The sequence below is a fragment of the Streptomyces sp. NPDC045955 genome (assembly GCF_056430805.1).
On the sequence record NZ_JBWKKY010000023.1, the window covers coordinates 67610 to 92106 of the forward strand.

The window sequence follows — 24497 nt, forward strand, 5'->3', positions numbered from 1 at the left end:
CTCCCCGGATACGCGCAGGGGCGACCGGCCGGGGGTCTCAGACCCAGACGCCGCGGTCCTCCATGACCTTGCGCAACGTGTCGATGTGATCGGTCATGATGCCATCCACGCCGAGGTCCAGGAGCCGGTGCATGCTCTCCGGGTCGTTGACGGTCCACACGTGCACCTGGAGCCCGCGCGCGTGGGCGGCGCGGAGGAAACGGTGGTCCACGACCTGGATGCCGGACTGGATCTCGGGCACCTGCGCGGCGACCGCCGAACGGCGCACCGCCGCCGGCAGCCCCCAGGAGCGCAGCCGCAGGTTGAGCACCCCCCGGGTGCCGTACGAGGTGGCCAGGCGCGGGCCGGCCAGCCGCTGGGCGCGCACCACGCGCGCCTCGGAGAACGAGCCGAGGCAGATCCGGTCCCAGGAGTTCGTCCGGCCGACCAGGTCGAGGAAGGGCAGCAGGGCGGCCTCCGCCTTGACGTCGACGTTCCAGCGGACGTCCGGGAAGGTCTCCAGGAGCTCCTCGAAGAGCGGCACCGGCTCCTCGCCCGCCACGCGCGCGTGGCGCACCTCCTGCCAGGGCAGGTCGGCGATCTGGCCCGCGCCGTCCGTCATCCGGTCCAGGGTCGCGTCGTGGAAGGCGACGAGTGCGCCGTCCCGGGTGGCGTGGACGTCGGTCTCGATGTAGCAGTAGCCCGCCTCGACGGCGCACCGGAACTGCCGCACGGTGTTCTCCAGGCCGTCCGCGGCCCCGCCCCGGTGGGCGAAGGCGATCGGACCGGGATGGTCGAGGTAGGGATGGCGTATCCGCGGGGTCACGGACGCAGTATCGCTCCTCGGGGTTGACCTGTGGCAACGACCGTGCTGCCGCCGGATGCCGCGGGAACGGCGAACACGCGCAGGAACAGCTGGGCGAGCGGGCCGATCGCCACCGCGTACAGGAGGGTGCCGACCCCGACGGTGCCGCCCAGCGCGAAGCCGGTCGCCACGACCGTGAGCTCGATGCCCGTGCGCACCAGGCGGATCGAGACGCCCGTGAGCTGGTGCAGCCCCGTCATCAGACCGTCGCGGGGGCCCGGCCCGAAGCGTGCCGCGATGTACAGGCCGGTCGCCGCGCCGTTCAGGACGATCCCCGCCGCCAGCAGGCTCACGCGAAGCGCCCAGCCGTGCGCGTCGGGCACCAGGGCCAGTGTCGCGTCCATCGCCATGCCGATGACCAGCACGTTGGAGATCGTGCCCAGGCCCGGCCGCTGGCGCAGTGGGATCCAGGCGAGCAGCACCGCGGCGCCCACGATGGTCAGTACGACACCGATCGACAGTCCGGTCCGCTCGGCGAGGCCCTGGTGCAGTACGTTCCACGGCTCCAGTCCGAGGCCCGACCGGACGAGCAGCGCCGAACTCGCGCCGTACAGAGCGAGACCGACGTAGAGCTGCGTCAGTCGTCGAGCGAGCCGCCGCTGCGTGGACATGATGTGCCCCCCTGGTGGTAGTGGACTGATGCATGACACCCTGTGGCTTGGATGGAGAGGTCATCCATGGCCAATCCGGGGAAGGTGGACTGATTCTCATGGCACAGTGGACCTCGGCCGTGGGTGCGGCGCAGCTCGCGCGGCTGCTCAATTCCCAGCAGGACCGCCCGGCGGGGCCCGGCACGCGCCGGCCGCCCGCCTATCGCGCGCTCGCCGACGGGATCCGTCTGCTGGTGCTCGAAGGGCGGGTCCCCGTGGCAGCCCGGCTGCCCGCCGAGCGGGAGCTCGCCCTCTCCCTGTCCGTCAGCCGTACGACGGTCGCCGCCGCGTACGAGGCGCTGCGCAGCGAGGGGTTCCTGGAGTCCCGGCGCGGGGCGGGCAGCTGGACCGCCGTACCGGCAGGGAACCCGCTGCCCGCGCGCGGGCTGGAACCCCTGCCGCCGGAGGCTCTCGGCTCGATGATCGACCTGGGCTGTGCGGCGCTTCCGGCCCCCGAGCCGTGGCTCACCCGGGCCGTGCAGGGCGCGCTGGAGGAACTGCCGCCCTACGCGCACACGCACGGCGACTATCCCGCCGGGCTGCCCGCGCTGCGGTCGATGATCGCCGAGCGCTACACCGCGCGCGGGATCCCGACCATGCCCGAGCAGATCATGGTGACCACCGGGGCGATGGGTGCGATCGACGCGATCTGCCACCTGTTCGCCGGGCGGGGCGAGCGCATCGCCGTGGAGTCGCCCTCGTACGCCAACATCCTTCAGCTGATGCGGGAGGCGGGGGCCCGGCTCGTGCCCGTCGCGATGGCCGAGGGGCTCGCAGGCTGGGACATGGACCGCTGGCGGCAGGTCCTGCGGGACGCCGCGCCCCGGATCGCGTACGTCGTCGCCGACTTCCACAACCCGACCGGCGCGCTCGCCGACGAGGACCAGCGGCGGCAGCTGGTGGACGCGGCCAGGTCCGCGGGAACCGTGCTGATCGCCGACGAGACCATGAGCGAGCTGTGGCTCGACCCGGACGTACAGATGCCGCGGGCGGTGTGTGCCTTCGATCCGGCCGGGTCGACGGTGATCACCGTGGGGTCGGCGAGCAAGGCCTTCTGGGCCGGGATGCGCATCGGGTGGGTGCGGGCCGCACCGGACGTGATCCGCAGCCTGGTCGCGGCGCGGGCGTACGCGGATCTCGGCACGCCGGTTCTGGAGCAGCTGGCCGTGAACTGGCTCTTCGGCACGGGGGGTTGGGAGCAGGCCGTGGAGATGCGGCGGGAGCAGGCGCGGGAGAACCGGGACGAGATCGTGGCGGCGGTGCGGCGGGAGTTGCCCACGTGGGAGTTCGAGGTGCCCCGGGGCGGGCTGACGCTGTGGGTGCGCACGGGCGGCCTGTCCGGCTCGCGGCTCGCGGAGGCGGGAGAGCGGGTGGGCCTGCGGGTGCCGTCCGGACCGCGGTTCGGGGTCGACGGGGCGTTCGAGGGGTATGTGCGGTTGCCGTTCACCGTGGGGGGTGCGGTGGCCGAGGAGGCGGCCGCGCGGCTGGCTGCGGCGGCGCGGATCGTGGAGGACGGGGGTGCGGGGGCCGGCGAGTCGCCGCGGACGTTCGTGGCGTAGGGCCGATCCCCGCAGCTGCGGGAGTCGGCCTGACTGACCGCGGCTAGGCGTCCGTCAGCTGCACACCTAGGACGTCTTCGTGGGTTTTGTCAGTACGGGGACCGGCTTTCGTTCCGCCGGTTCCGTCAGTACGGGCACTGGCTTGGACGCCACGGGCTCCTGCACCGCCACCGGCTCCGGTTCCGACGGCTCCGGTTCGACCTGCCCCGGCTCGACCAGCTCCGGCTCGACCAGTTCCGGTTCCCCCTGCGACGGATCCGGGTCGGGCACCGTCTCCCCGTCCGCCGGTGTCGTGCGGGGCGGCAGGAGGTCCAGCACCGCCTGGCGGAGGGCGTCGGACGTCGCGTCGTCGTAGGGGTCGGGTGTGGCCGGGACCTGGAGGCGGTGGACCGGGCCCGTGCCCAGGCGGGCATAGCCGCGGCCGGGCGGGACCTGGTCGACGGGGGTGGTGTGCGGGGGCGCGCCCAGGACGGACTCGACCTGGGCGGCCGTCGCCGGGCCGAGGACCACGCGCGCGCGGGTGTGCTGCCGTACGGCGTCGGTGAGGGTGTCGAGGCTGTCGAGCTGGTCGGCCACCACCACCGTCACGTTCGCCGGGCGGCCGTGCCGCAGGGGGACCTGGAGGAGGGACTGCGGATCCTTGCGGTCGTCGGCGGCGGCCAGGTGGGTGAACGCCGTCGGGCGGTCCAGGAGGATCCACAGGGGGCGCTTGGTGTCGTCGGGCGGCGGGTGGCCCGCCTGGTGGGCGCGGTTGGCGGCGATGAGGCGGCGCTCGGTCTCGGCCGCGGCCCATTCCAGGCTGGCCAGCGCACCGGTGAGCCCGCACTCGACGGCCAGGACGCCGTCCCGACCGGTCAGGCAGGCGTACTCGCCGGTGCCGCCGCCGTCGACGATCACCACGTCGCCGTGCTGGAGGGCCTGCAGGGCGATGGACCGCAGCAGGGTGGAGGTGCCGCTGCCGGGCTGGCCCAGGGCGAGCAGATGGGGCTCGGTCGAGCGCAGGCCCGTGCGCCAGATGACCGGCGGGACGTCTCGCTGCTGGTCGCCGCAGGTGAGGGGGAGCGTGCGCCGGACCTCGGTGGGGTCGGTGAAGCCGAGGACCGTCTCGCCGGGAGTCGTGACGAAACGCTGGGCTGTGATGTCGACGGGCAGCGGCAGGAGCACGGTGACCGTCAACTGGTTGCCCTCCTCGTCCCACGTGAAGTGGTATTCGCGGCCCCGGCCCGACTTGGCCGCGAGCAGGTGCTCGATCCGGGCGCGGGCCTCGGCCTCGCCGTCGGTGAAGTACGCCGGGTAGCGGACCACCAGGTGCGAGATCCGGCCGGCGCCGTCGAACGCGTAGGTGGGGAAGACCTTGTCCCACGCACCGCCGTGGACGTACAGCGGCTCGGGGTCCTCGGCGGCGGAGAAGTACGGAACGAGGGCTTCGTAGAGCGCCTTGAGGCGTTCTGTCTGCGACTCGTCGGGCCCGTCGGACGCGGCCGGAGCGCGGTCCCGGCCCTTCCAGGCGGCGGCCGCCATCAGGGTGACGGCGGCGCACAGCGGTCCGTACGGCAGCAGCGCCACGACCAGGAGCACGGACGCGACCAGGAACAGCAGCGCCCCCCGTTTCTCCTTGGGCGTCTCGGTCCATCTGCGCCGTCCGGCCGCTGCCAGCCGGTGCAGACCGCGCGTGATCGTGATCAGCGGGTGAAGCACATCGGTGGCGCTGTCGGCGGCCGTCCGGGCCAGCTCCCGGCTCCGGGCGAGCTGTGCGCTGCCGTTGCTCAGAATGCGGGGGAGGGGGCGCCGGGCCACTGCTGCCTCCAGGGAGTGCGTACGGGCGGGATGCGCACGGGGAGCGGGGTCGTCAGAACTTGATTCCGCCGAGGAGGCTCGCCAGGCTCTCGCCGCCCGCCTTGATGCTCGGGGCGATGGCCGTGCTCGCCAGGTAGAAGCCGAACAGCATCGCGACCACCGCGTGCGATGCCTTCAGCCCGTCCTTGCGGAAGAAGATGAAGACGACGATGCCGAGCAGGACCACGCCTGAGATGGAGAGGATCATTTGAGTTCTCCTGGTTCGCGGGGACAGTCACCATGAGTACTTCCAGGCTCACAGGATGTATCCATACGATAAAAGGTGCAACTGGGTGAAATTGGGACTATTCCCCCCGGTTGGCGGAGCGGTCCCCGGCCCGGTCGCGCTGGGCTGTTGCGCTCGGCGAGGTCTGTGGTGATCTTTACCTCGGGCACATCGGGTCATGTGCCGCGCGAGCCAGTACCCTGGCGATTCACTCGTACGGCTGCACCGCTCGCAGGCGTACGCACCCGACGAGACGTGTGAAGTGAGAGGCGGTCCGGCCGATGACCGAAGTCCCCGACCCCGAGGTCGTGGAGCTGGCGACCAAGATCTTCGATCTGGCCCGGCGGGGACAGACGGAGGCGCTCGTGGCGTATGTCGACGCCGGTGTTCCGGCCAACCTCACCAACGACCGCGGCGACTCGCTCGTGATGCTCGCCGCCTACCACGGCCACTCCGAGGCGGTGCGCGCGCTGCTCGCCCGCGGTGCCGAGGCCGACCGGGTGAACGACCGAGGCCAGACCCCGCTCGCGGGAGCGGCCTTCAAGGGCGAGACGGACGTCATCAAGGCCCTCCTGGAGGGCGGTGCCGACCCGTCCACAGGCACCCCCTCGGCGGTCGACACCGCCCGGATGTTCGGCCGGACGGAATTGCTCGAACTGTTCGGCGAGCACTGAGCCGACCAGTCTGACCTGGAACGACAACGAAAACGGGGGAGGCGGTACAGGGCCGCCGAAATTTCGGTCGCGGCAGATGGACTGCCGAGTCATCATGACGACGTGGTTCACGGACGTGATGGCTGGGCAGATGTTGCCGCACCGCGCGGACCGTGACCCGGTCCGCAAGGGCCACCGACGAGAGGCAGAGGAAGATGGTCTACAGCAAGCAGGAAACGGCGGGCACTCCGACGTGTTGTCGCGCGGCCAGGTAGTACACGTCCCCGGTTGCGTCGACGCTTGATGTGAGGCTGTTTCCCATGTTCGATCCGGTCATAGCGCCCAGCGGTACGCTGCTCGGCCTGCTCCAGCGGGGCCGCGGCGACGGCACACTGCACGCGCTCACCGCCCCGCGCACCGAGGCGCTCGCGGCGCTGAACCACTGCGTGCTGCGCGATCCCCGCCACGACTGGCAGGTGGAGAACCGCTCCCTCTACTACGCCCGGCTCTTCCTCGATCTGAACGGCGAACTGGACGAGATCGAGGCCCACCTCTTCGGCGCCGAGGACGTCCTGGACACCGAAGAATCACGCACCGGGCTCGCCCTCGCCGTCCTCGGGCACCTCGCCTCCTACGGCAGGCGGGACGCGCTCGAACTGCTGCGCAGGTACGCCGCCCACGGCTCCAACTGGGCCTGGGCCCTCGACGAACTGGCCCTCAGGGACGACGACGCGGGCCTGCGCGCCCTCGCCGCACCCGTCCTCGCGCGGTTCCCGGCCGATCCGGAGGGCGACGCCGAGCTGGCCGCGACCGTCCGGGACGCCTTCGAGCCGCGGCCGTGGCGGCTGTGGGCCGAGGATCCGCGCGAATCCATCGCCACACGCGTGCGTGCCGCCCACGAGACGGGCTGTTTCGACCGCTGGCAGCGGCAGATGCGGCCGGCCGGCCCGCGCCCGGGGTGGAGTGTGCAGGCGGTCTTCGAATGGGCCCAGCACGGCCTCGAACGGGGAGCGGCGCTCCATGTCCCGGCCGCCCGCTGTCTCACCGCCGTGGCGGGACCCGACGACCGGGCCGAGATCATCCAGGCCGCGAAGGACGGCGGTGACGGAGCCCGGTGCACCGCCCTGCGTTACCTCGCCGACGGCAACGATCCCGACGCCCTCGGCCTGATCGAGGGAGCCGTGGCCACCGGCTCGACGGTCGTCGTGGACGCCGCCGTCGAGGCCTTCGAACGCATGCGCTCGCTCGCCGCCGTGAACCAGGCGCGCGGCTGGGCCCGGCGGCCGGACGCGCTGGGCGCCGCCGCCGGACGCGTCCTGGCCTGCCGGGGCGGGGCGCAGGACCGCGACCTGGTCCTCGCGGCACTCCGCGAAGCCGTTCGGGGTGACGGCCCCGACGCACCGACCCTGTGGACCCTGGTCGACGGCACCGGACGGCTCGGCATCGCCTGCGCCGCACCCGTGCTCCGCCACATCTACCGCGAGACCGCCTCCTCCCATCTGCGCGGCCGGGCCGCCCGTGCGCTCGCTGCCACCGACCCCTCCTTCGCCACCGGCTTCGCCGTCGAGTGCCTGTGGGACTGCGAGGAGACCACCCGGGAGATCGCCGCCCGGCACGCCGAGACCGGAGACACCCGTGTCGTCGAGCGACTGCGCCGGCTCGCCGCCGACCCGGCCGAGGAGGCCGAGGTCCAGACGGCCGTCCGCAGCCGGATCGGTCCCGAGGAGACCGCTGTGTGAGGCCCCTCCGCGTGAGCGAGTGACTCCCTTGGTGCAAGGGCGCCAGGGCGGAATCAGGCCGCCTGGGTGAACGCGGGATGACTCGCGGGTCAGGAACGCATGGACGCGGCCTGACCTGCGCGGGTGCGGCTCAGAACGCTCATGGGACGTTCCTCGGCCGGAAAGATCCACGTTGACGCGGCCACGTCCGGCACGGCGACAACACCGGTATGCGTGTCGTCATCGTGACCGAATCCTTTCCCCCCGATGTGAACGGCGTGGCTCACTGCGCGCTCCAGACCGCCCGGCACCTCGTCGATCGCGGTCACACTCCCGTCGTCGTCGCCCCGGCCCCCGCGCCCGGGAACAAGCCCGACGCCGACGTGCCGTGCCCTGTCGTCCACGTCCCCTCCCTCCCGCTCCCCGGCTACCCCCAGGTCCGCGTAGCCCTCCCCAGCCGCCGCCTGACCGCCACCCTCGTCGAGCACCGTGCCGATGTCGTCCACCTCGCCAGGATCCGCTCCGTGCACGGCGCCGCCGACCTCACCCTCGCCCCGGCCAGCGCGGCCCTGCGCGACCTGGAGACCCACGGTGTGCCCCGGGTCGAGCTGTGGCCGCGCGGCGTCGACACCGGACGTTTCCAGCCCGACCGCCGCGACGAGGCCCTGCGTCGCGAACTCGCCCCGAACGGTGAGCTGATCGTCGGCTACGTCGGCCGGCTCGCCCCCGAGAAGCACGTCGAACTCCTCGCCGGGGTCTGCGGCATCGAGGGCGTCCGGGTCGTGGTCGTCGGCGACGGCCCGAGCCGGCCCGGCCTGGAGCAGGCACTGCCCGGCGCGGTCTTCCTCGGCCGCCGCACCGGTGACGATCTGGCCCGGATCTTCGCCTCGCTGGACGCCTTCGTGCACACGGGTCCCTTCGAGACCTTCTGCCAGACCGTGCAGGAGGCCATGGCCAGTGGCCTGCCCGTCGTGGCGCCCGCCGCGGGCGGGCCGCTGGACCTTGTCGCCCACGGGCGCACCGGCCTGCTGGTACCGCCGCGCGACGCGAGTGCCGTACGGGACGCGGTGCGGGCCCTGGCCGCCGACGCCGGGCTGCGGGCCGCCTTCGGCGCCGCCGGGCGGGCCACGGTCGAGGGCCGCACGTGGGCGGCCGTCGGGGACCAGCTGATCGGGCACTACGCGGACGTGCTCGCCGCGCGCAGGACGGTGGTGGCGGCATGAGCGACTCGCGTCCGGGCAACAGCAGCGGCCAGTCGCTTCGGATCGTGCGGCTCGCCAACTTCGTCGCGCCCGCGTCCGGCGGCCTGCGCACGGCGCTGCGTGAACTCGGCAAGGGCTTCAAGGCGGCCGGGCACGAACCCGTCCTCGTGATCCCCGGCGAGCGCGTGAGCGACCGGGAGACCGAGCAGGGGCGGGTGATCACCCTCCCCGGGCCGCTGCTGCCCGGCACCGGCGGCTACCGCGTGCTCGCCGACAAGCGACGGGTGGCCCGGCTCCTGGAGGAGCTCGCGCCGGACCGGCTGGAGGTGTCCGACCGTACGACCCTCAGGTGGACCGGCAAGTGGGCGCGGCGCGCCCGGATCCCGGCCGTGATGGTCTCCCACGAGACCGCCGACGGTGTGCTGCGCACCTGGGGCCTGCCCGAGGGGGCCGCCCGGCGTAGCGCCGACGCCCTCAACGTCCGCACGGCCCACACGTACGCGCGCGTGGTGTGCACCACCGAGTTCGCCGAGCGGGAGTTCGTGCGGATCGGGGCGCGCAACGTCGTCCGCGCCCCACTGGGCGTCGACCTGGTGCAGCGCCACCCCGCGCTGCGCGACCCGGGGCTGCGGGCGCGGCACGCGCGCGTGGACGAGACGTTGCTGGTGATGTGCTCGCGGCTGTCCGTGGAGAAGCGGCCCGGCACGGCGCTGGACGCCCTGGAGGCGTTGCGGCGGCGCGGGCGCCGGGCGGTGCTGGTGGTGGCCGGGGACGGACCGCTGCGCGCCCGGCTCGAACAGCGGGCGCGGGAGACCGGCCTGCCGGTCACCTTCCTCGGGCACGTCTCCGACCGCGGACTGCTCGGCGCGCTCCAGGCGTCCGCCGACGTGGCGCTGGCACCCGGGCCCGCCGAGACGTTCGGGCTCGCCGCGCTGGAGGCCATGGCGTGCGGCACGCCCGTGGTGGCGAGCGCGTCGTCCGCGCTGTCGGAGGTGATCGGCGCCGCCGGGGCCGTCGCGGCGGACCACGGGGAGGCCTTCGCGGGCGCCGTGGACCTGCTGCTGGAACGCCTGGAGACCGACCGGCGCGAGGGGGCACGCGCGCGTGCGGAGTGCTTCGGGTGGGACGCGGCGGTCGACGCGTTTCTCGCCGCGCACGACGCGGCCGTTCCTGTGCGTCCGTTGGTGCCCGGGGCGTGGCATGAGACCCGTGCGGTTCGGGCGGCCTTCCCGGTTCGACGGGGCCCCGACGTTCGTGGCCCTCGGTGACTCGCTGACCGAGGGGGTGGGCGATCCCGTCGGCGACGGGGCGTGGCGCGGCTGGGCCGCGCTGCTGGCCGCCGGGCTCGCCGTGGGCCCTGCCGGGTTCGCCGAGGGATCCGCGGGGTTCGCCGAGGGATCCGCGGGGTTCGCCGAGGGATCCGCGGGGTTCGCCGTGGGCCCTGCCGGGTTCGCCGAGGGATCCGCGGGGTTCGCCGAGGGATCCGCGGGGTTCGCGAGGGATCCGCGGGGCTCGCCGTGGGCCCTGCCGGGCTCGCCGAGGGATCCGCGGGGCTCGCCGAGGGACCCGCCCGGTTCACCAACCTCGCTGTGAGCGGGGCGCAGACCCGGGATGTGCTGGAGCGGCAGTTGCCTGCCGCGTCGGAGCTGCGGCCCGACCTCGTGTCCGTCGTCATCGGCGTCAACGACACCCTGCGCTGCACCTTCGACATCCAGGCCGTGGCGGCCCGGCTCGACCGGGTGTACGCGACCCTCACCGAGCAGGGCGCGGTCCTGCTCACCGCCTGCCTGCCCGACCCGGGCGCGATGCTCGGGCTGCCGGGGCCACTGGCCCACCCGCTGGCGCGGCGGCAGCGTGCCGTGAACGCGGTCGTCCATGACCTGTCCGACCGGTACGGGGCTGTGCACCTGCACGCCTGCGAGGGCGACTGGATCACGGACCGCGCCCTGTGGAGCGCGGACCGGCTGCACCCCGGGGAGCGCGGGCACCGGCAGCTGGCCCTGCGCTTCCACGCGCTGCTCGCGGAAAACGGCCTCGCGACGGGGCCCGCGCCCTCGCCCGAGCCCGAGTTCGCCGTCCCTACAAGGTCGGCGAGCCTGTGGTGGCTGACCACGGGCCGGTACCGGCTGGGTGGCCCGCCGGTGCACCGATCTGCTGCCCCAGCTCCTGACCCTCGCCGCCGACGAGCTCCGGCACCGGGCCCGGGGCACGAGCGCCCGGCTCGATCTGCGGGCCTCCGCGGCCGTGTCCGCCGCGCTGGCCGCGCTGTCGGTGGCGGAGCAGCCGGACCCGGCATGACGGAGCGGCGGCGACCGGCGCGGACCCGCCGGTTCAGCGGCGCCGTACGGCCACGAAGCGGACCGGCGTGCCCGGAACCGCCTGGGCGGCGGCCGGGAGGTCGGCGGCGCGGACCACCGCGATCACCGGGTAGCCCCCGGTGGTCGGGTGGTCGGCGAGGAACACCACCGGCCTGCCGTCGGGAGGAACCTGGACGGCGCCCAGCACCATGCCCTCGCTGGGGAGTTCCCCGGGCCGTGCCCGCTCCAGGACGGCCCCCTCCGTGCGCAGCCCGATGCGGTTGCTCGCGGGGGACACCCGGTAGGGACGGGAGACGAAGGTCCGTACGGCCTCCGGCGTGAACCAGCCGTCGCGCGGTCCGAGTGTCACCCGCAGGACCAGCTCGGCCGGTGGAGCCGGCTGCGGGGCGACGTCCACGCGCGCGTGCACGCCCGTCGGCCGGCCCAGGGGCAGCACCGTGCCGTCCGTGAGAGGCGGCGGGCCGAGCCCCGACAGCAGGTCCGTCGAGCGGCTGCCGAGCACCGGGTCGACGGTGATGCCCCCGCAGACGCCCACGTAGCTGCGCAGGCCCGACACGGCGGGCCCGACCTCCAGCAGTGCCCCGGCGGGCACGCGCACCGGCGCGCCCCAGGCGACGGGCCGTCCGTCCACCGTGACCCGGCAGGGCGCTCCCGCCACGGCCACGGTGACGGTGGAACGGGGGCGTACGGCACAGCCGTTGACGGTCGTCTCCAGCACGGCCGCCTCGGGCGGATTGCCCGTCAGCCGGTTGACGAGGTCCGCCGCAGGCCGGTCCAGCGCCCCGGAGCGGGGCACACCGAGGTGGGCGTGCCCGGGGCGCCCCAGGTCCTGCACGGTGGTCAGGGCCCCGGCCCGGACGACGGCGAGCGCGCGGTCGGTCACGGGTGACCCACCGGCTCGACGGGGACGAACCGCACACGCGTGCCCGGCGACAGCAGCGCGGCCGGCACGCGCGCGTGGTCCCACAGGACGGCGTCCGTCGTGCCGATCAGCTGCCAGCCGCCCGGCGACGAGCGCGGGTACACGCCCGTGTACGGGCCCGCCAGCGCCACGGAACCCGCCGGGACGGCCGTGCGCGGGGTGGCCCGGCGCGGGACGTCGTAGCGCGGCGGCAGGCCGGTGAGATAACCGAAGCCCGGGGCGAAGCCGCAGAAGGCGACCCGGAACTCCGTGCCCGAGTGGAGGCGGGCGACCTCCCGCTCGGGCACGCCCCAGTGCGCGGCGACGTCGGCCAGGTCCGGGCCGTCGTAGCGCACCGGGATCTCGACCACGGCACGCGCGCGCGGGGGAGCGGGCGGCAGGTCGGCGGCGGTCAGTTCGGCGGCCACCCGGGCCGGGGCGTCGAGGCCGTCGAGGAGGACCGTGCGGGCCGCGGGCACGATCTCGCGGGCCGCCAGCGAGCCCTCCGCACGACGGCGCAGCAACTCGGCGTGCAGGGCCTGAGCTTCGTGGCCCGAGGAGACCTCGACGAGCAGGGCGTCCTCGCCGACCGGCAGGACCTTCATGCGAAGGCCTCCACCCGGACGCCCGACGCCTCCAGCCGCTCCCGTACCCGGCGTGCCAGCTCCACCGCGCCGGGTGTGTCGCCGTGCAGGCACAGGGAACGCGCGCGTACCTCGATCCGTGTCCCCGAGTGGGAGACGACCTCGCCGGAGCGGGCCAGACCCAGCGACCGCTCCACGACGGTGTCGGGGTCGGTGACCACGGCGCCCTCCAGGGAGCGCGGCACGAGCGTGCCCGCGTCGGTGTACGCGCGGTCGGCGAACGCCTCCGTGACGACCGGCAGTCCGGCCTTCCCGGCCAGCTCCAGCAGACGCGAGCCGGGCAGGCCCAGCACGGCGAGGGTGGCGTCCGCGAGGAGCACGCCGTCGACGACCGCGGCGGCCTGCTCCTCGTCGTGCACGACCCGGTTGTAGAGCGCGCCGTGCGGTTTCACGTAGGCCACGCCGGCGCCCGCCGCGCGGGCGAAGACCTCCAGGGCGCCGATCTGGTAGGCCACCTCGGCCGCCAGTTCGGCGGGCGGCACGTCCATCGCGCGCCGCCCGAACCCGGCCAGGTCCCGGTAGGACACCTGGGCGCCGATCCGGACGCCGCGCTCGGCCGCCAGCTCACACACCCGGCGCATGGTGACCGCGTCCCCGGCGTGGAAGCCGCACGCCACGTTGGCGCTGGTGACGACCGACAGCAGTTGTTCGTCGTCGGTGAGCCGCCAGTGGCCGAAGCCCTCGCCGAGGTCGGCGTTCAGGTCGATGCAGGCCATGAATCAAGTGTCTCCTGTCAGGCCACGCGGTACTGCTCGTCGCGGGCGTCGGTGAGGAACATCTGCCCCGGGGCGTGCGTGAGGGCGAACGGCGGGCGCGATGCCATCACGGCCGCCTGCGGGGTCACTCCGCAGGCCCAGAACACCGGGATGTCGTCCGGTTCGGCGGCCACCGGGTCGCCGAAGTCGGGGCGGCCGAGGTCGTCGATGCCGAGCGCCGAGGGGTCGCCGCAGTGTACGGGGCTGCCGTGCACCGCCGGCAGCAAACTGCTCTCCCGGATCGCCGCCGCCAGATGCGGGGGCGGCACCGGTCGCATGGACACCACCAGCGGTCCGTGCAGCCGCCCCGCCGGACGGCACTGCCGGCTGGTGACGTACATCGGGACGTTGCGGCCCTGCTCGACGTGGCGGATCGGCACACCCGCCTCGCTCAGCGCCCACTCGAAGGTGAAGCTGCACCCGATCAGGAACGACACCAGGTCGTCCCGCCAGTACGCGCGCACATCCGTCGGCTCGTCCACCAGCTCGCCGTCCCGCCACACCCGGTAGCGGGGCAGGTCGGTGCGCAGGTCCGCGCCCTCCGCGAGCACGGTGGTCCAGGACCCGGCGTCGGTGACGTCGAGGACGGGACACGGCTTGGGGTTGCGCTGGCAGAACAGCAGCATGTCGTAGGCCCAGTCGGCGGGCACCGAGATCAGGTTGACCTGGGTGTGGCCCGCCGCGACCCCGGCGGTGGGGCCCGTGAGGCCCTCCCGGAAGCGGACGCGGGCCGTTCGCGGGCTCCACGCGCGCGCGTGCTCGTCGACGAGGACGACGGGACGGTCCCCCGTCTCGGCGCTGGTGCGGTTCATGTGAGCTCCTTCCCGCGCGTCTCCGGCAGCCCGAGCAGCGCCAGGGCCGCGATGCCGTACCCGATCGCCCCGAAGACCAACGCGCCGCCCACGCCCCAGCTGTCGGCCAGGAACCCGACCGTCGTCGGGAAGACGGCACCCACCGCGCGCCCGGTGTTGTACGTGAATCCCTGCCCCGTGCCGCGCACCGCCGTCGGGTACAGCTCGCTCAGGTACGAGCCGAAGCCGCTGAAGATCGCCGACATGCAGAACCCGAGGGGGAAACCGAGCACCAGGATCAGGGTGTTGGCGCCGCTCGGGATGTGCGTGTACGCCAGGATGCAGATCGCCGACAGCAGGGCGAAGAGCCAGATGTTGCGCCGCCGGCCCAGCTTGTCGGTGAGGTAACCGCCCGTCAGGTAGCCGATGAAGGCGCCCGATATCAGGAACGTCAGATAGCCGCCGGTGCCGACGACCGACAGGTCGCGCTCGGACTTCAGGTAGGTGGGCACCCAGGTGGCCAGCGTGTAGTAGCCGCCCTGGACGCCGGTCGAGAGCAGCCCCGCGAACATGGTCGTCCGCAGCAGGCCGGGCTTGAAGATCGCCGTGAACGAGCCCTTCTCCGCGCTCTGTTCACGAGCGGCGGCCGCCTCGGGCGCGTCGTGCACACTGCGCCGCACCCAGATGACGAGCAGCGCGGGCAGCGCCCCGGTCCAGAACATGATGCGCCAGGCCAGATCGTCGCCGGCCACCGAGAAGATGACGGTGTAGGCGATCACGGCCATGCCCCAGCCCACGGCCCAGGAACTCTGGATGGCGCCGAGTGTGCGCCCCCGGTGCTTGGCGCTCGCGTACTCGGCGACGAGGATCGCGCCGACCGCCCACTCGCCGCCGAAACCGAGGCCCTGGAGGGCCCGGAAGACCAGTAGCGTCTCGTAGTTGGGCGCGAAGCCACAGGCGACGGTGAAGACCGCGTAGGTGATCACCGTGAGCATCAGCGCCTTCACCCGGCCTATGCGGTCCGCGAGGACGCCCGCGAGGGCGCCGCCGATCGCGGAGACCACCAGGGTCACCGTCGTGAAGAGGCCGGTCTGGCCGCTGCTCAGCCCGAAGTAGGCGGAGAGCGCGACCATGCTCAGCGGCAGCGTGAAGTAGTCGTACGAGTCCAGGGCATAGCCGCCGAAGGCCCCGGCGAACGCGCGCCGGCCGCGCGGGCCCAGGGCGCGCAGCCAGCCGAACGCACCGTCGCCGGCGGGGTGTTCGGTCGCAGCGGTGCGAGTGTCGTCGGTCAGGGCCTGTGGTGGAGGAGTCGTGCTCATGGGCACCTCGAAGGAGGGACGGAGGGTGCTTCGGACTGAGCTGCGGGGGGTGCTGTGGGGATGAGTCCGGCCGCGTCGGGAGCGAGCCGTGCCTAGCACCGTAGAGTATTGTTCAACGATCCTTCAATACCCATGTTGGTTCGTTCTTGAAATCTGCGATTGAATTCCGGCATGGCAGAGCAGTTGAGAGACCTCTCCGGTGACCGGGCTCTCCTGGGGCGCACCAGCACCGCCGAACGCGTCTCGGACATCCTCAGGAGCCGGATCGCCGAGGGCTACTTCCCGCCCGGCACCCGGCTGTCGGAGGACACCATCGGTGGCGCGCTCGGCGTCTCCCGCAACACCCTGCGCGAGGCGTTCCGGCTGCTCACGCATGAACGCCTGCTCGTCCACGAGCTGAACCGGGGCGTTTTCGTCCGGGTCCTGACCGTCGAGGACGTCGAGGACATCTACCGCACCCGCCGACTCGTCGAGTGCGCGGTCGTGCGAGGTCTCGGTGAGCCGCCCTACGGGCTCGACGGGCTGGCCGGCGCCGTGGAGGAGGGGCGGCGGGCGGCGCGGGAAGGCGACTGGAAGGGCGTGGGCACGGCCAACATCCACTTCCACCGGGAGCTGGTCGCCCTGGCGGCGAGCGAGCGCACCGACGAGCTGATGCGGAGTGTGTTCGCCGAACTGCGCCTCGCCTTCCACGTGGTGGACGAACCGCAGCGACTCCATGAGCCGTACATCGCACGAAATGTCTCGATTCTCGAGGCCCTTCAGGCGGGGAACCGGGACAAGGCCGAGCGTCTGCTCGCCGGTTACCTCGACGACTCGCTGGAACGGGTCGTCGAGGTGTACCGGCGGCGGGTCGGCGAGGACGGCTGACGAGGGCTGACCCGCCTCGTTTGGGACGTTGTCAGACCCAGGACCTAGTCTGTGCACCGTGACTTCGCCTGCATCGACGGACAGCGTTCCGCCCCAGCTCAGCGCGGGGCCGCGCCCCGCCCCGGGGCCGGCCGCCGACGAGGGCCTGGCGCGGCGCCTGCGCGCGCTCGCCTGCACCGCGCCGCTGCATGACCTCGACGCGCGCAAGGCCAACCTCGCCGGTGAGTACTCGGTGTACGGCATGGCGGAGGTCGCCCTCGCGGCCATCGACCTCGTCACCCTCAACATGGACTTCGACACAGGCGCGGACCACGACCAGATCGTCGCCCGCCTCGTCCCGCGCATCGCCGCCCAGGCACCGCAGCGGCCCGCCGCCGAGCACGAGCGGGTGGCCCGCTGGGTCCTGGAGAACCTGATCAACGTCGGCAGCGTCGACCGCGGCTTCCGCGCGGTGTACGGCACGTTCGGGGCGGACGGCACGTATGTGCGCCGTGACTACGACTTCAAGCTGATCGAGGAGGTCCCGGGCCCGGGCGGCACGGTCTACCTGCGCACGACGGACGAGGCGGTCAACGTCCTCGTCGGCGCCCTCGACACGGACGTCACCAGCGCGCAGATCGCCGCCGAGGTCAAGCTGGAGGTGCTGATCAGCCGCGGCCGGCTCGCCGACGCCCAGCTCGCGGCCGAACAGGCCCGCTACCGCACCGTGCAGTACTCGGAGACCCTGCGCCGCGCCCTGGAGGCCACCCGGCGCAACGTGCGCGCGGTGGACTGGCTCACCACCGTGCCCGACATGATCGCCGAGGCCCTGGAGCACGTGGCCGACCGCTACCGCCACGAGAACGCCATCCTCACCAACATCCGCAAGGCCCGCGACGAGTCCGAGGACCCCGAGCACAAGCGCCGCGCCGCCGAGCTCGTCGACATCGTCAAGGACTGCATCCGGCGGCACACACAGCTGCAGTCCCGGCTGCTCGAGGCCGGACCGCTGTTCCGCGCCGAGCAGGACCGGCAGGCCTTCGCCACCCCGGCGACCACCTCGGGGATAGACCTCTACGGGCACCTCGTCTCGCCCGTCCTGCCGCTGCCGCTGGAGCAGGCCGTGCGGGTCACGGACGCCTTTTTCGGGCGTGGCACCGGGTTGCGTACGCCGGTGTCCGTCCGGGTCGGGGACCTGGTCGACATACTGCTGACGCCGCCGGTGGAGCGGGAGCATCTGGGCGCGGAAATGCCCGAGCCGGACCTCATCGCCACGCCCGACGACAGCCGGTTCAGCGAGGAGCAGATGGCGGCGGCGCAGGAGCTGCTCGACCTGCCGGCGGACGCACCCCGCCGGTTGTCCGGGTTGCTGGCCGAGGCCCGGCGGCAGGATCCCGAGCTGCCGTATCTGGTGGCCCTGCTGGCGGTGCACGCGGCCAGTCCGCCGGTCGGTACCGCCTACCGCCAGGGCGAGCAGAAGCTGCTGTTCGCCGTGGACGACGGGACCGAGCTCGATGATCCGGAGTTCGGCGGGGCGGATCTGATCGTCGGTACCGCGCTGCTGGACGCGGCGGGGATGGCGGCGGACCGGACGGAAGCAGCATGAGTCAGTACGAGTGGCACAAGGAGTCCCGACCGTGAGCGAGCATGTCGAGTGGAGTGAACCGGAAGCCCAGGCCCCGACGGCCTCGGCCGCCGTCACGCCCGCCGACGCCGCCGACGCGGCGCGGCTCGTGTCCTTCGGGCTGCAGCCCAAGCTCCAGCCCGCACGTGACCAGGAGTACGCGGACCTGCTGCGGCGCTACCGCGAGGATCCGCCCTTCGCGCGGCTCGCCGACGCCGTGGCGACCGGACTGGGGCTGATCGTGCTGGAGGTGTCCCCGCGGGCGGGCATGGCCGTGACCGCCGCCGAGGACTCGGTGTTCGCCGTCCGCATGGGCGACTACGCGCGTCGTACGTCCGCCGACGGCGGCGACCGGTTCCTGCACGGGCTCGCCCATCTCGCCGTCGCCGCCATGGCGTTCCCGCGCCCCGAGGACCTCGCCGACGACGGCTACATCGGCCGCGTCACGGTCAACGGCGTCGACGCCTTCGTCCGCCAGGCCTGCCGCCGACTGGAGGAACGCGCCGCCGAACAGGGCGAGAACACCGACCCGGCCACCGACGCGCCCGGACTGGAGGCCGCCTGGCGGATCTGGGTACGGCGCAGCTCGACCGGGGCCACCAAGGACGCGCGCCGGCTCGCCGGTTCGACCACCGGCATCGTCGCCAAGGCCGTCGCGTTCCTCACCGACTCCGGTTTCCTCCAGCGCACCGGCGACGACAACGGCGGCACGTACCGCACGACCGCCCGCTACCAGCTCCAGGTCCGCGACATGGCCGGCAGCGCCGCCCTGGCCGAGCTGCTGGAACTGGGCGTCGTCCCGGTCACCGACGGCACACCGACCCTGCTGCCCCCCGAGGAGAGCGACGACCTGGAGCTGGTCGCCGACGCCGGGCTGCCGTTCCACTCCTCCTGAACTCCCCACCTCACGAAGCCTTACGAGAGTCCGCCATGTACGAGCTGTCCCGGGTCCGCCTCTACTCCATCGGGCCCGCCGGTGCGCGCTACGCCGACACCGTGCTTGACCTGCGCGGCGTGGGCGAGCCCGTGCCCGATCCCGCGCCCACGCAGGCGGAGTTCTTCGAGGAGGAGCCCGTCGGCCCGCCGCGCCGGCCCGCGCCCGCGGGCGTGCTCTTCCTGGAGAACGGCGGCGGCAAGTCGGTGCTGCTCAAGCTGATCTTCTCCGTGATGCTGCCGGGGCACCGCAACACGCTCGGCGGCGCCAGTTCCGGTGTGCTGCGCAAGTTCCTGCTCGCCGACGACTGCGGCCATGTCGCGCTGGAGTGGCAGCATGTGCTGACCGGCGAGTGCGTCGTCGTCGGCAAGGTCAGCGAGTGGCGTGGGCGGCAGGTCTCCAACGACCCGCGCAAGTTCGCCGAGGCCTGGTACTCCTTCCGGCCCGGGCCCGGGCTGAGCCTCGACAACCTGCCCGTGGCCGAGTCCACCGCCGTACGGGCCCCGGTCGAGGGCCAGTCGGGCGCGCGCGGCCGGCGTCGCACCATGAAGGGCTTCCGCGACGCCCTCATGGAGGCGGGAAAGACGTACCCGCACCTGGAGGTGCACTGGGAGGAGATCCACGACCGCTGGATCGAGCACCTGGGCGATCTCGGACTCGACCCCGAACTCTTCCGCTACCAGCGGGAGATGAACGCCGACGAAGGTGAGGCCGCAGGTCTCTTCGCGGTCAAGAAGGACGCCGACTTCACCGACCTGCTGCTGCGCGCCGTCACCGACACGCGTGACACCGACGGGCTCGCCGACCTGGTCAGCGGCTTCGGCAACAAGCTGGGCAGGCGAGCCGAGCTGATCGCCGAACGCGACTTCACCGCCGGGTCCGTCGACCTCCTCGGGCGGATCGTCGAGGCCGCCGAGGCCCGCTCCCGCGCGCGTGACGTCCACACCGCGGCCGAGCGCCGTACCCGGACCCTGGCGCGCAGGCTGTCCGCGCGCGGCGTGCGGGAGCGGGTCCGGGCCGCCGACCTCGCGCAGCGGGTCACCGCCGCCGCATACGCCGTCACCCACGCCGAGGCGGCCCGCGAACGCAGCGCGCTGATCTCCGCCGAACTCGCCTACCGGCACGCCTCGCTGGCCCTCGCCGCCGCCGAGAAGTCCGCCGCCGCCCAGAAGCGTGAACTCGCCGACGCCCGCACGCTGTACTCCGCGTGGCAGGCGGCCGAGGCCGTACTGCGCCACCGCGCCGCCGCCGACCGCGTCGCCCGCGTGTCCGCCGCGATCCAGGAGGCGGAGCGCGACGCCGCCCCGGCCCTGGCCGCCCGCTCCAAGGCCGCCGTCGACCTCGTGCGGGCCCTGCACGCGGCCGCGGAGAACGCCGAGAACCACGCCAATGAGGAAGAAGAGCGCTCCGCCGCCCTCCAGGAGGTCAGCGACGCCGCCTACCGGGACTCCACCGCCGCCGCCACGCAGGCGCAGCGGGCCCGCAGTGAGGTCGGGCACCTCAAGCAGCGCCTCGCCGAGGTCGAGCAGGAGACCGCCGAGGCGGTCCGGGCCGGCTGGCTCGACGACAGCGCGCCCGACGCCGACCCGGCCCGGGCGGCCCTCGCCGCCAGCGACGCCGAGAAGACCGCCGTCGCGGCCTGGGACGCGGCCCGCGAGGCCTCCCACCGGGCCACCGAGCACGCGCGCGAGGCCGGCGCCGCCGAGACCCGCGCCGAACTGACCGCCGCCCGCGCGGCGGACGCGGCGACGGCGGCCGAGCGGTCCTACGAGGCCGAGCGCCGCACCGCCGAGGCACTGGCGGGGGAGGAGCGGCTGGCGGAACTGCTCAGCCTGACCTCCGAGACCCGTCCGGGCATCCCGCAGCCCCGCCACGGCACGGACAGCGAGCCGGCCACCCGGCCCGCCTCCGGCGAGCAGGGGCTCAGTCCCGAGGAGCTCGACCGGTTCGCCGACGACCTGCGCGACCTGCTCGACGACGCCGTCGGCTCCGCCGAACGGCAGCTGTTCGACCTGCGTACGGCCGCCGCCGACGACTCCCGGATCCTCGGCGCGCTCGGTGACGGCGGGCTGTTGCCGCCCGGCCCGGACGTGCTGGCCACGGTCGAGTTCCTCGGCGAGCACGGCATCCCCGCGCTGCCCGGCTGGCGCTATCTCGCCCAGGCCGTCGACCCGGCCGACCACGCGCGCGTGCTGGCCGCCCGGCCCGAACTGGTCGACGGTGTGATCATCACCGACCCGGACTCCCACGCACGCGCCCGGGAGGCGCTGGGCGACGCGGCGCTGCTGCCCCGTTCCGCCGTGGCCGTCGGCACGGCCGCCGCCCTGCTCGCCCCGACCCCCGCCCCGGACACCGACAGCGGTGACGTGTTCCTCGTCCCGCCGAACCCGGCCATGCACGACGAGCACGCCGCCGACGAGGAGCGGCAGGCGCTGCGCGCCCGGGCGGCCGAGCGGGACGAGGAGATCCGCGCACTCGCCGCCCGGCTCGGCAAGGACCGGGAACTGGCCGCCCGGCTCGCCTCCTGGCGCACCGGTTGCCCGGCCGGCCGACTGGCCGAACTGGCGCAGGCCGCACACGACACCCGCGCGTTCGCCGAGGAGTCGGAAGCCGAGCTGGCCGAGGCGCGCACGGTGCGGGCCGAGGCCGACGAGGCCGCCGCGGAGGCCGCACGCGTCCGGGACGAGCGGCAGGAGGCCGCCCAGAAGGCCCGCCGCTCCGCCGACGCCCTCGCCGGGCTCGCCTTCCGGCTGCGTGAGCGGGCCGGCTGGCAGGTCAAGCTGCGCGAACTGGCCGACGAGGCTGCCGAGTCCGAGGCGAGCGCCCAGGCCTGCCTGGAGCGGGCCCGGGCCGCCGACGAGGATCGGCGGGCCGCCCAGCGCGCCGCCGACGACGCCCGCCGCACCGCCCGCGCCCTGCGCGCCGAGCGCTCCGAGATCGCCGGCGCCCCCGACGACGTACCCGAGGACGACGCCCAGACCCCGAAGGCCTCCCTGCCCGCCCTGCGCGAGGCCTACCGGGCGGCGTCGCAGCTGTACGAGAAGGTCGGCGTCGGCGCCGACCTGCGGGCCGAGCAGGCCCGCGCGGAGAGCGACGAGAGCGCGGCCCGCGCGGAGCTGGACCGACTGAGCAACAAGGTCCGTACGCGGGCCGAGCAGCTCCTCGAATCCCCCGACGGTTCCGACGGACCCAGCCGTCAGGCCGCCGCCGCCCGCGCCGAGGAGCTGGTGCAGCTCCTGGAGACCCGTATGTCGAGCGCGAGCGAGCAGCTCGGGCGGTTGCGCGGCGAGGCCGAACGGCTCGCGCCCGAGGACGGTGAGGCGCACACCGACCTGCCCGAGGACCGCCGGCCGCGCGACGCCGAGCACGCGCAGGCCCTGCTGCGCACCGCCACGGCCGAACTCGCTTCCCACACCGAGGCGCTGAACCAGGCACGCGAGGCGCACGCCGAACTCCTCGACGCCCACCGCGCCGCCGAGGACGCGGCGAGCGGCTTCGACGAGATCGCCGCCATGCTCCGCGACCTGCTGCGCGAGCACACCACGGAGGAGGAGCAGGAGGAGACCGAGCCGTACCCCGGCAGCCCGGAGGAGGCCCGGCAGTCGGCCGCCGAAGCCCGCCGCTCCCTGCGCGGCTGCGCCGCCGACCTGTCCGCCGCCGAGGCCGCCGTCCGCGAGGCCAGCGACATCCTCGTCCGGCACGCCAATTCCACGCGCTACGAGCAGGTCCGCACCCCGGCACGGCAGCAGATCCGCGAACTGCCCGCCTCCGCACTGCCCGAACACGCCCAGAAGTGGGCCGACGCCTTCGCGCCCCGGCTCCGGGTCCTGACCGACGAGCTGGAGCAGCTGGAGCGCAACCGCGACTCGATCGTGGACCGCCTGCGCGGCCTGGTCGAGTCGGCCCTGGCCACCCTGCGCTCCGCCCAGCGCCTCTCCCGCCTCCCGGAGGGCCTCGGCGAATGGTCGGGACAGGAGTTCCTCCGCATCCGCTTCGAGGAGCCCGACCAGGCCACGCTCACCGAGCGGCTGGGCGAGGTCATCGACGAGGCGACCCGGGCGGCCGTCAAGAAGAACTCGGACCTGCGGCGGGACGGCATGTCCCTGCTGCTGCGGGGCGTCGCCGCGGCCCTCCAGCCCAAGGGCGTCGCCGTCGAGATCCTCAAGCCCGACGCGGTGCTGCGCGCCGAGCGCGTCCCCGTCGGGCAGATGGGCGACGTCTTCTCCGGAGGTCAGCTGCTCACCGCCGCGATCGCCCTGTACTGCACGATGGCCGCGCTGCGCTCGAACGACCGGGGCCGCGACAAGCACCGGCACGCCGGCACGCTGTTCCTCGACAACCCCATCGGCCGCGCGAACGCCACGTACCTGCTGGAACTCCAGCGGGCGGTGTCGGACGCCCTGGGTGTCCAGCTCCTCTACACCACGGGCCTGTTCGACACCACGGCGCTCGCCGAGTTCCCCCTGGTCATCCGCATGCGCAACGACGCCGACCTGAGGGCCGGCCTCAAGTACATCAGCGTCGAGGAACACCTCCGCCCGGGACTGCCGCAGCAGCCCCAGGCGGGGGAGGCGGTACACAGCGAGATCACGGCGACCAGGATGTACAAACGCCCCGCGTCCACGACGCCCTAGGGGTGCGCGGAACTGCGCGACCAGCCGCAACCGTCGCGCGGCCGCCCCCGGCCAGGCGCTGTCGGCCGTCGGAGCGGTGACGAACAGTAACCGCGCCCGAGGGCAGGTACCAGTGGTGTGGGGTTGTGGCCTTGCAGAGCGCGGCCCGGGTCCTCAGCCGCTCCTCACGAGTGGGACAACTGCCCGGCCCCGCCCCGTCGGCGTATCCGCTCCTGCGCCCGCTCGTCGGCGCGAGCCTGCCGTCGGGCCCGGCGGCGCTCGCGTCGCAGGGCCCGTGCCGTGCTGCTCGGCGTGGACACCACGCCGTTGCGCTGGTTCCACACCTGACGCGTCACCCACACGTCGAGAGCTCCCCAGGTCGCCACGATCGTGCTGACCACGCTGCTGATCACCATCGGGAACGCCAGCCAGGACCCGGCCATCGTGCACAGGAAGGCGACCATGGCCTGAATCAGCGTCAGAGCGATGAGGAGTACCGAGCGCACGGCGGCCGTCCGTACCGGATCCGGCAACCGGCGCCGCCGCGCCGGCTCTTCGACCCACAGGGGCCGGTAGTACTGCTGCTCGCGCACGTCACGGCCCTGCTGAGCCGGCATCCCCGCCTCTCGAGCCGTGCTCTCCGGCTCGTCAGCCGGGTTGTCGCGATCAGCCACCTCGGCATCCTGATGCGCTGTCACTTGCGCCCCGGCCGCCCTGGGCGCCCCGCTCCGCTCCGCCGTGCCCGTCACCGTGTCACTCCCCACCGCCAGCAGACTGCTCGCTCGCATCCGAAGACCCGTGCTTCCCAGTGGCTGCCCGGCTTGCGCTGTTTTACGCCGCCCGGATGCAGGATGCGGCTCCTGTGGCCGATTCCGCCCCCATTTCCCGTAGAGAAGGACGAACAACGCGCCACGAAGATTCCCAGAAAACGAAAAATTTCAGCCAACCGTTCAGGCTCTCCACGGTCCTTGGCCCGCACGGCTGCCATCGGTTTCGGGGAGACAACTCCCGCAATGCCCGGACAACTCCACATGCCGCGTCGCTGGCGCGGAAGTTCACCTTCC

The 24497-nt window shown here is 73.6% G+C and carries 20 protein-coding genes and 1 pseudogene; 11 read left to right on the top strand and 10 right to left on the bottom strand.

The features are described from left to right. Positions 1-37: 37 nt before the first annotated feature. Together AC07F0_RS33755 and yczE are read right to left on the bottom strand one after the other, a co-directional pair. Positions 38-805 (bottom strand): glycerophosphodiester phosphodiesterase family protein, encoded by a 768-nt coding sequence (locus tag AC07F0_RS33755; protein WP_478983741.1) that lies wholly within the window; start codon positions 803-805, stop codon positions 38-40. Then, complete coding sequence (yczE, locus tag AC07F0_RS33760) at positions 802-1455, bottom strand: membrane protein YczE (protein ID WP_478983742.1); 654 nt, start codon at positions 1453-1455, stop codon at positions 802-804. Before yczE ends, AC07F0_RS33755 begins: the two co-directional genes overlap by 4 nt. Before the next feature lie 98 nt (positions 1456-1553). Between yczE and AC07F0_RS33765 the strand changes: the two genes are divergently transcribed. Further along, a complete protein-coding gene (locus AC07F0_RS33765) occupies positions 1554-3053 on the top strand; it encodes an SCO1417 family PLP biosynthesis transcription factor (protein WP_478983744.1) in 1500 nt (499 codons plus the stop codon). 66 nt (positions 3054-3119) lie between these two features. Here AC07F0_RS33765 and AC07F0_RS33770 read toward each other — a convergent pair whose 3' ends face one another. Both AC07F0_RS33770 and AC07F0_RS33775 read right to left on the bottom strand, forming a co-directional pair. After that, entirely contained in the window at positions 3120-4850 is a 1731-nt protein-coding gene (locus AC07F0_RS33770; protein ID WP_478983745.1) for a hypothetical protein, read from the bottom strand. 52 nt (positions 4851-4902) lie between these two features. Beyond that, positions 4903-5097: a hypothetical protein gene (locus tag AC07F0_RS33775; RefSeq protein WP_030843336.1), complete on the bottom strand. Its 195-nt coding sequence runs from the start codon at positions 5095-5097 to the stop codon at positions 4903-4905. Positions 5098-5396: 299 nt separating this feature from the next. Here AC07F0_RS33775 and AC07F0_RS33780 point away from each other — a divergent pair, with 299 nt between their 5' ends. The 6 genes and pseudogenes from AC07F0_RS33780 to AC07F0_RS33805 all read left to right on the top strand — a co-directional run bounded on the left by AC07F0_RS33780 (position 5397) and on the right by AC07F0_RS33805 (position 10986). Then, positions 5397-5789 (top strand): ankyrin repeat domain-containing protein, encoded by a 393-nt coding sequence (locus AC07F0_RS33780; RefSeq protein WP_478983746.1) that lies wholly within the window; start codon positions 5397-5399, stop codon positions 5787-5789. 299 nt (positions 5790-6088) lie between these two features. Further along, complete coding sequence (locus tag AC07F0_RS33785) at positions 6089-7507, top strand: HEAT repeat domain-containing protein (protein WP_478983747.1); 1419 nt, start codon at positions 6089-6091, stop codon at positions 7505-7507. 209 nt (positions 7508-7716) lie between these two features. After that, complete coding sequence (locus tag AC07F0_RS33790; RefSeq protein ID WP_478983748.1) at positions 7717-8709, top strand: glycosyltransferase; 993 nt, start codon at positions 7717-7719, stop codon at positions 8707-8709. Further along, on the top strand, positions 8706-9956 hold the full coding sequence (locus tag AC07F0_RS33795) for a glycosyltransferase (protein ID WP_478983771.1): 1251 nt from the start codon (positions 8706-8708) through the stop codon (positions 9954-9956). Before AC07F0_RS33790 ends, AC07F0_RS33795 begins: the two co-directional genes overlap by 4 nt. After that, positions 9943-10281, top strand: coding sequence for a hypothetical protein (locus AC07F0_RS33800; RefSeq protein WP_478983773.1), 339 nt, complete (start codon positions 9943-9945; stop codon positions 10279-10281). The genes AC07F0_RS33795 and AC07F0_RS33800 overlap by 14 nt, the downstream gene beginning before the upstream one ends. Continuing rightward, positions 10206-10986 (top strand): annotated as a pseudogene (locus tag AC07F0_RS33805) (SGNH/GDSL hydrolase family protein). Before AC07F0_RS33800 ends, AC07F0_RS33805 begins: the two are co-directional and overlap by 76 nt. Before the next feature lie 33 nt (positions 10987-11019). On the opposite strand, the gene AC07F0_RS33810 reads toward AC07F0_RS33805, so the two are convergent. From AC07F0_RS33810 to AC07F0_RS33830, 5 genes are read right to left on the bottom strand one after another with little or no spacing between them, the layout of a single operon-like run. After that, a complete protein-coding gene (locus AC07F0_RS33810; RefSeq protein WP_478983749.1) occupies positions 11020-11889 on the bottom strand; it encodes a 5-oxoprolinase subunit C family protein in 870 nt (289 codons plus the stop codon). Continuing rightward, a complete protein-coding gene (locus AC07F0_RS33815; RefSeq protein WP_478983750.1) occupies positions 11886-12512 on the bottom strand; it encodes a 5-oxoprolinase subunit B family protein in 627 nt (208 codons plus the stop codon). The genes AC07F0_RS33810 and AC07F0_RS33815 overlap by 4 nt, the downstream gene beginning before the upstream one ends. Next, a complete protein-coding gene (locus tag AC07F0_RS33820; protein ID WP_436726035.1) occupies positions 12509-13267 on the bottom strand; it encodes a LamB/YcsF family protein in 759 nt (252 codons plus the stop codon). Before AC07F0_RS33820 ends, AC07F0_RS33815 begins: the two co-directional genes overlap by 4 nt. A 17-nt stretch (positions 13268-13284) precedes the next feature. Then, positions 13285-14118: a putative hydro-lyase gene (locus tag AC07F0_RS33825; RefSeq protein ID WP_478983751.1), complete on the bottom strand. Its 834-nt coding sequence runs from the start codon at positions 14116-14118 to the stop codon at positions 13285-13287. Next, positions 14115-15416, bottom strand: a complete 1302-nt coding sequence (locus AC07F0_RS33830; protein WP_478983752.1) for an MFS transporter — start codon at positions 15414-15416, stop codon at positions 14115-14117. The genes AC07F0_RS33825 and AC07F0_RS33830 overlap by 4 nt, the downstream gene beginning before the upstream one ends. A 171-nt stretch (positions 15417-15587) precedes the next feature. On the opposite strand from AC07F0_RS33830, the gene AC07F0_RS33835 reads away from it, so the two are divergent. From AC07F0_RS33835 to AC07F0_RS33850, 4 genes are read left to right on the top strand one after another with little or no spacing between them, the layout of a single operon-like run. Then, entirely contained in the window at positions 15588-16283 is a 696-nt protein-coding gene (locus AC07F0_RS33835; RefSeq protein ID WP_478983753.1) for a GntR family transcriptional regulator, read from the top strand. Positions 16284-16341: 58 nt separating this feature from the next. After that, a complete protein-coding gene (locus tag AC07F0_RS33840) occupies positions 16342-17868 on the top strand; it encodes a hypothetical protein (protein ID WP_436726039.1) in 1527 nt (508 codons plus the stop codon). Positions 17869-17899: 31 nt separating this feature from the next. Beyond that, on the top strand, positions 17900-18781 hold the full coding sequence (locus AC07F0_RS33845) for a hypothetical protein (RefSeq protein ID WP_436726040.1): 882 nt from the start codon (positions 17900-17902) through the stop codon (positions 18779-18781). A 35-nt stretch (positions 18782-18816) separates the two neighbouring features. Beyond that, positions 18817-23454 (top strand): hypothetical protein, encoded by a 4638-nt coding sequence (locus tag AC07F0_RS33850; protein ID WP_478983754.1) that lies wholly within the window; start codon positions 18817-18819, stop codon positions 23452-23454. 164 nt (positions 23455-23618) lie between these two features. Here AC07F0_RS33850 and AC07F0_RS33855 read toward each other — a convergent pair whose 3' ends face one another. Further along, positions 23619-24221: a hypothetical protein gene (locus AC07F0_RS33855; RefSeq protein WP_478983755.1), complete on the bottom strand. Its 603-nt coding sequence runs from the start codon at positions 24219-24221 to the stop codon at positions 23619-23621. Positions 24222-24497 lie beyond the last annotated feature (276 nt).

Bases quoted from the DNA above. Each gene is read 5' to 3' on its own strand.
- AC07F0_RS33775 (WP_030843336.1), bottom strand. From the start codon at position 5,097: ATGATCCTCTCCATCTCAGGCGTGGTCCTGCTCGGCATCGTCGTCTTC.
- AC07F0_RS33795 (WP_478983771.1), top strand. From the start codon at position 8,706: ATGAGCGACTCGCGTCCGGGCAACAGCAGCGGCCAGTCGCTTCGGATC.
- AC07F0_RS33850 (WP_478983754.1), top strand. From the start codon at position 18,817: ATGTACGAGCTGTCCCGGGTCCGCCTCTACTCCATCGGGCCCGCCGGT.
- AC07F0_RS33855 (WP_478983755.1), bottom strand. From the start codon at position 24,221: ATGCGAGCGAGCAGTCTGCTGGCGGTGGGGAGTGACACGGTGACGGGC.
- AC07F0_RS33815 (WP_478983750.1), bottom strand. From the start codon at position 12,512: ATGAAGGTCCTGCCGGTCGGCGAGGACGCCCTGCTCGTCGAGGTCTCC.
- AC07F0_RS33780 (WP_478983746.1), top strand. From the start codon at position 5,397: ATGACCGAAGTCCCCGACCCCGAGGTCGTGGAGCTGGCGACCAAGATC.
- AC07F0_RS33765 (WP_478983744.1), top strand. From the start codon at position 1,554: ATGGCACAGTGGACCTCGGCCGTGGGTGCGGCGCAGCTCGCGCGGCTG.
- AC07F0_RS33820 (WP_436726035.1), bottom strand. From the start codon at position 13,267: ATGGCCTGCATCGACCTGAACGCCGACCTCGGCGAGGGCTTCGGCCAC.
- yczE (WP_478983742.1), bottom strand. From the start codon at position 1,455: ATGTCCACGCAGCGGCGGCTCGCTCGACGACTGACGCAGCTCTACGTC.
- AC07F0_RS33790 (WP_478983748.1), top strand. From the start codon at position 7,717: ATGCGTGTCGTCATCGTGACCGAATCCTTTCCCCCCGATGTGAACGGC.
- AC07F0_RS33785 (WP_478983747.1), top strand. From the start codon at position 6,089: ATGTTCGATCCGGTCATAGCGCCCAGCGGTACGCTGCTCGGCCTGCTC.
- AC07F0_RS33830 (WP_478983752.1), bottom strand. From the start codon at position 15,416: ATGAGCACGACTCCTCCACCACAGGCCCTGACCGACGACACTCGCACC.
- AC07F0_RS33825 (WP_478983751.1), bottom strand. From the start codon at position 14,118: ATGAACCGCACCAGCGCCGAGACGGGGGACCGTCCCGTCGTCCTCGTC.
- AC07F0_RS33835 (WP_478983753.1), top strand. From the start codon at position 15,588: ATGGCAGAGCAGTTGAGAGACCTCTCCGGTGACCGGGCTCTCCTGGGG.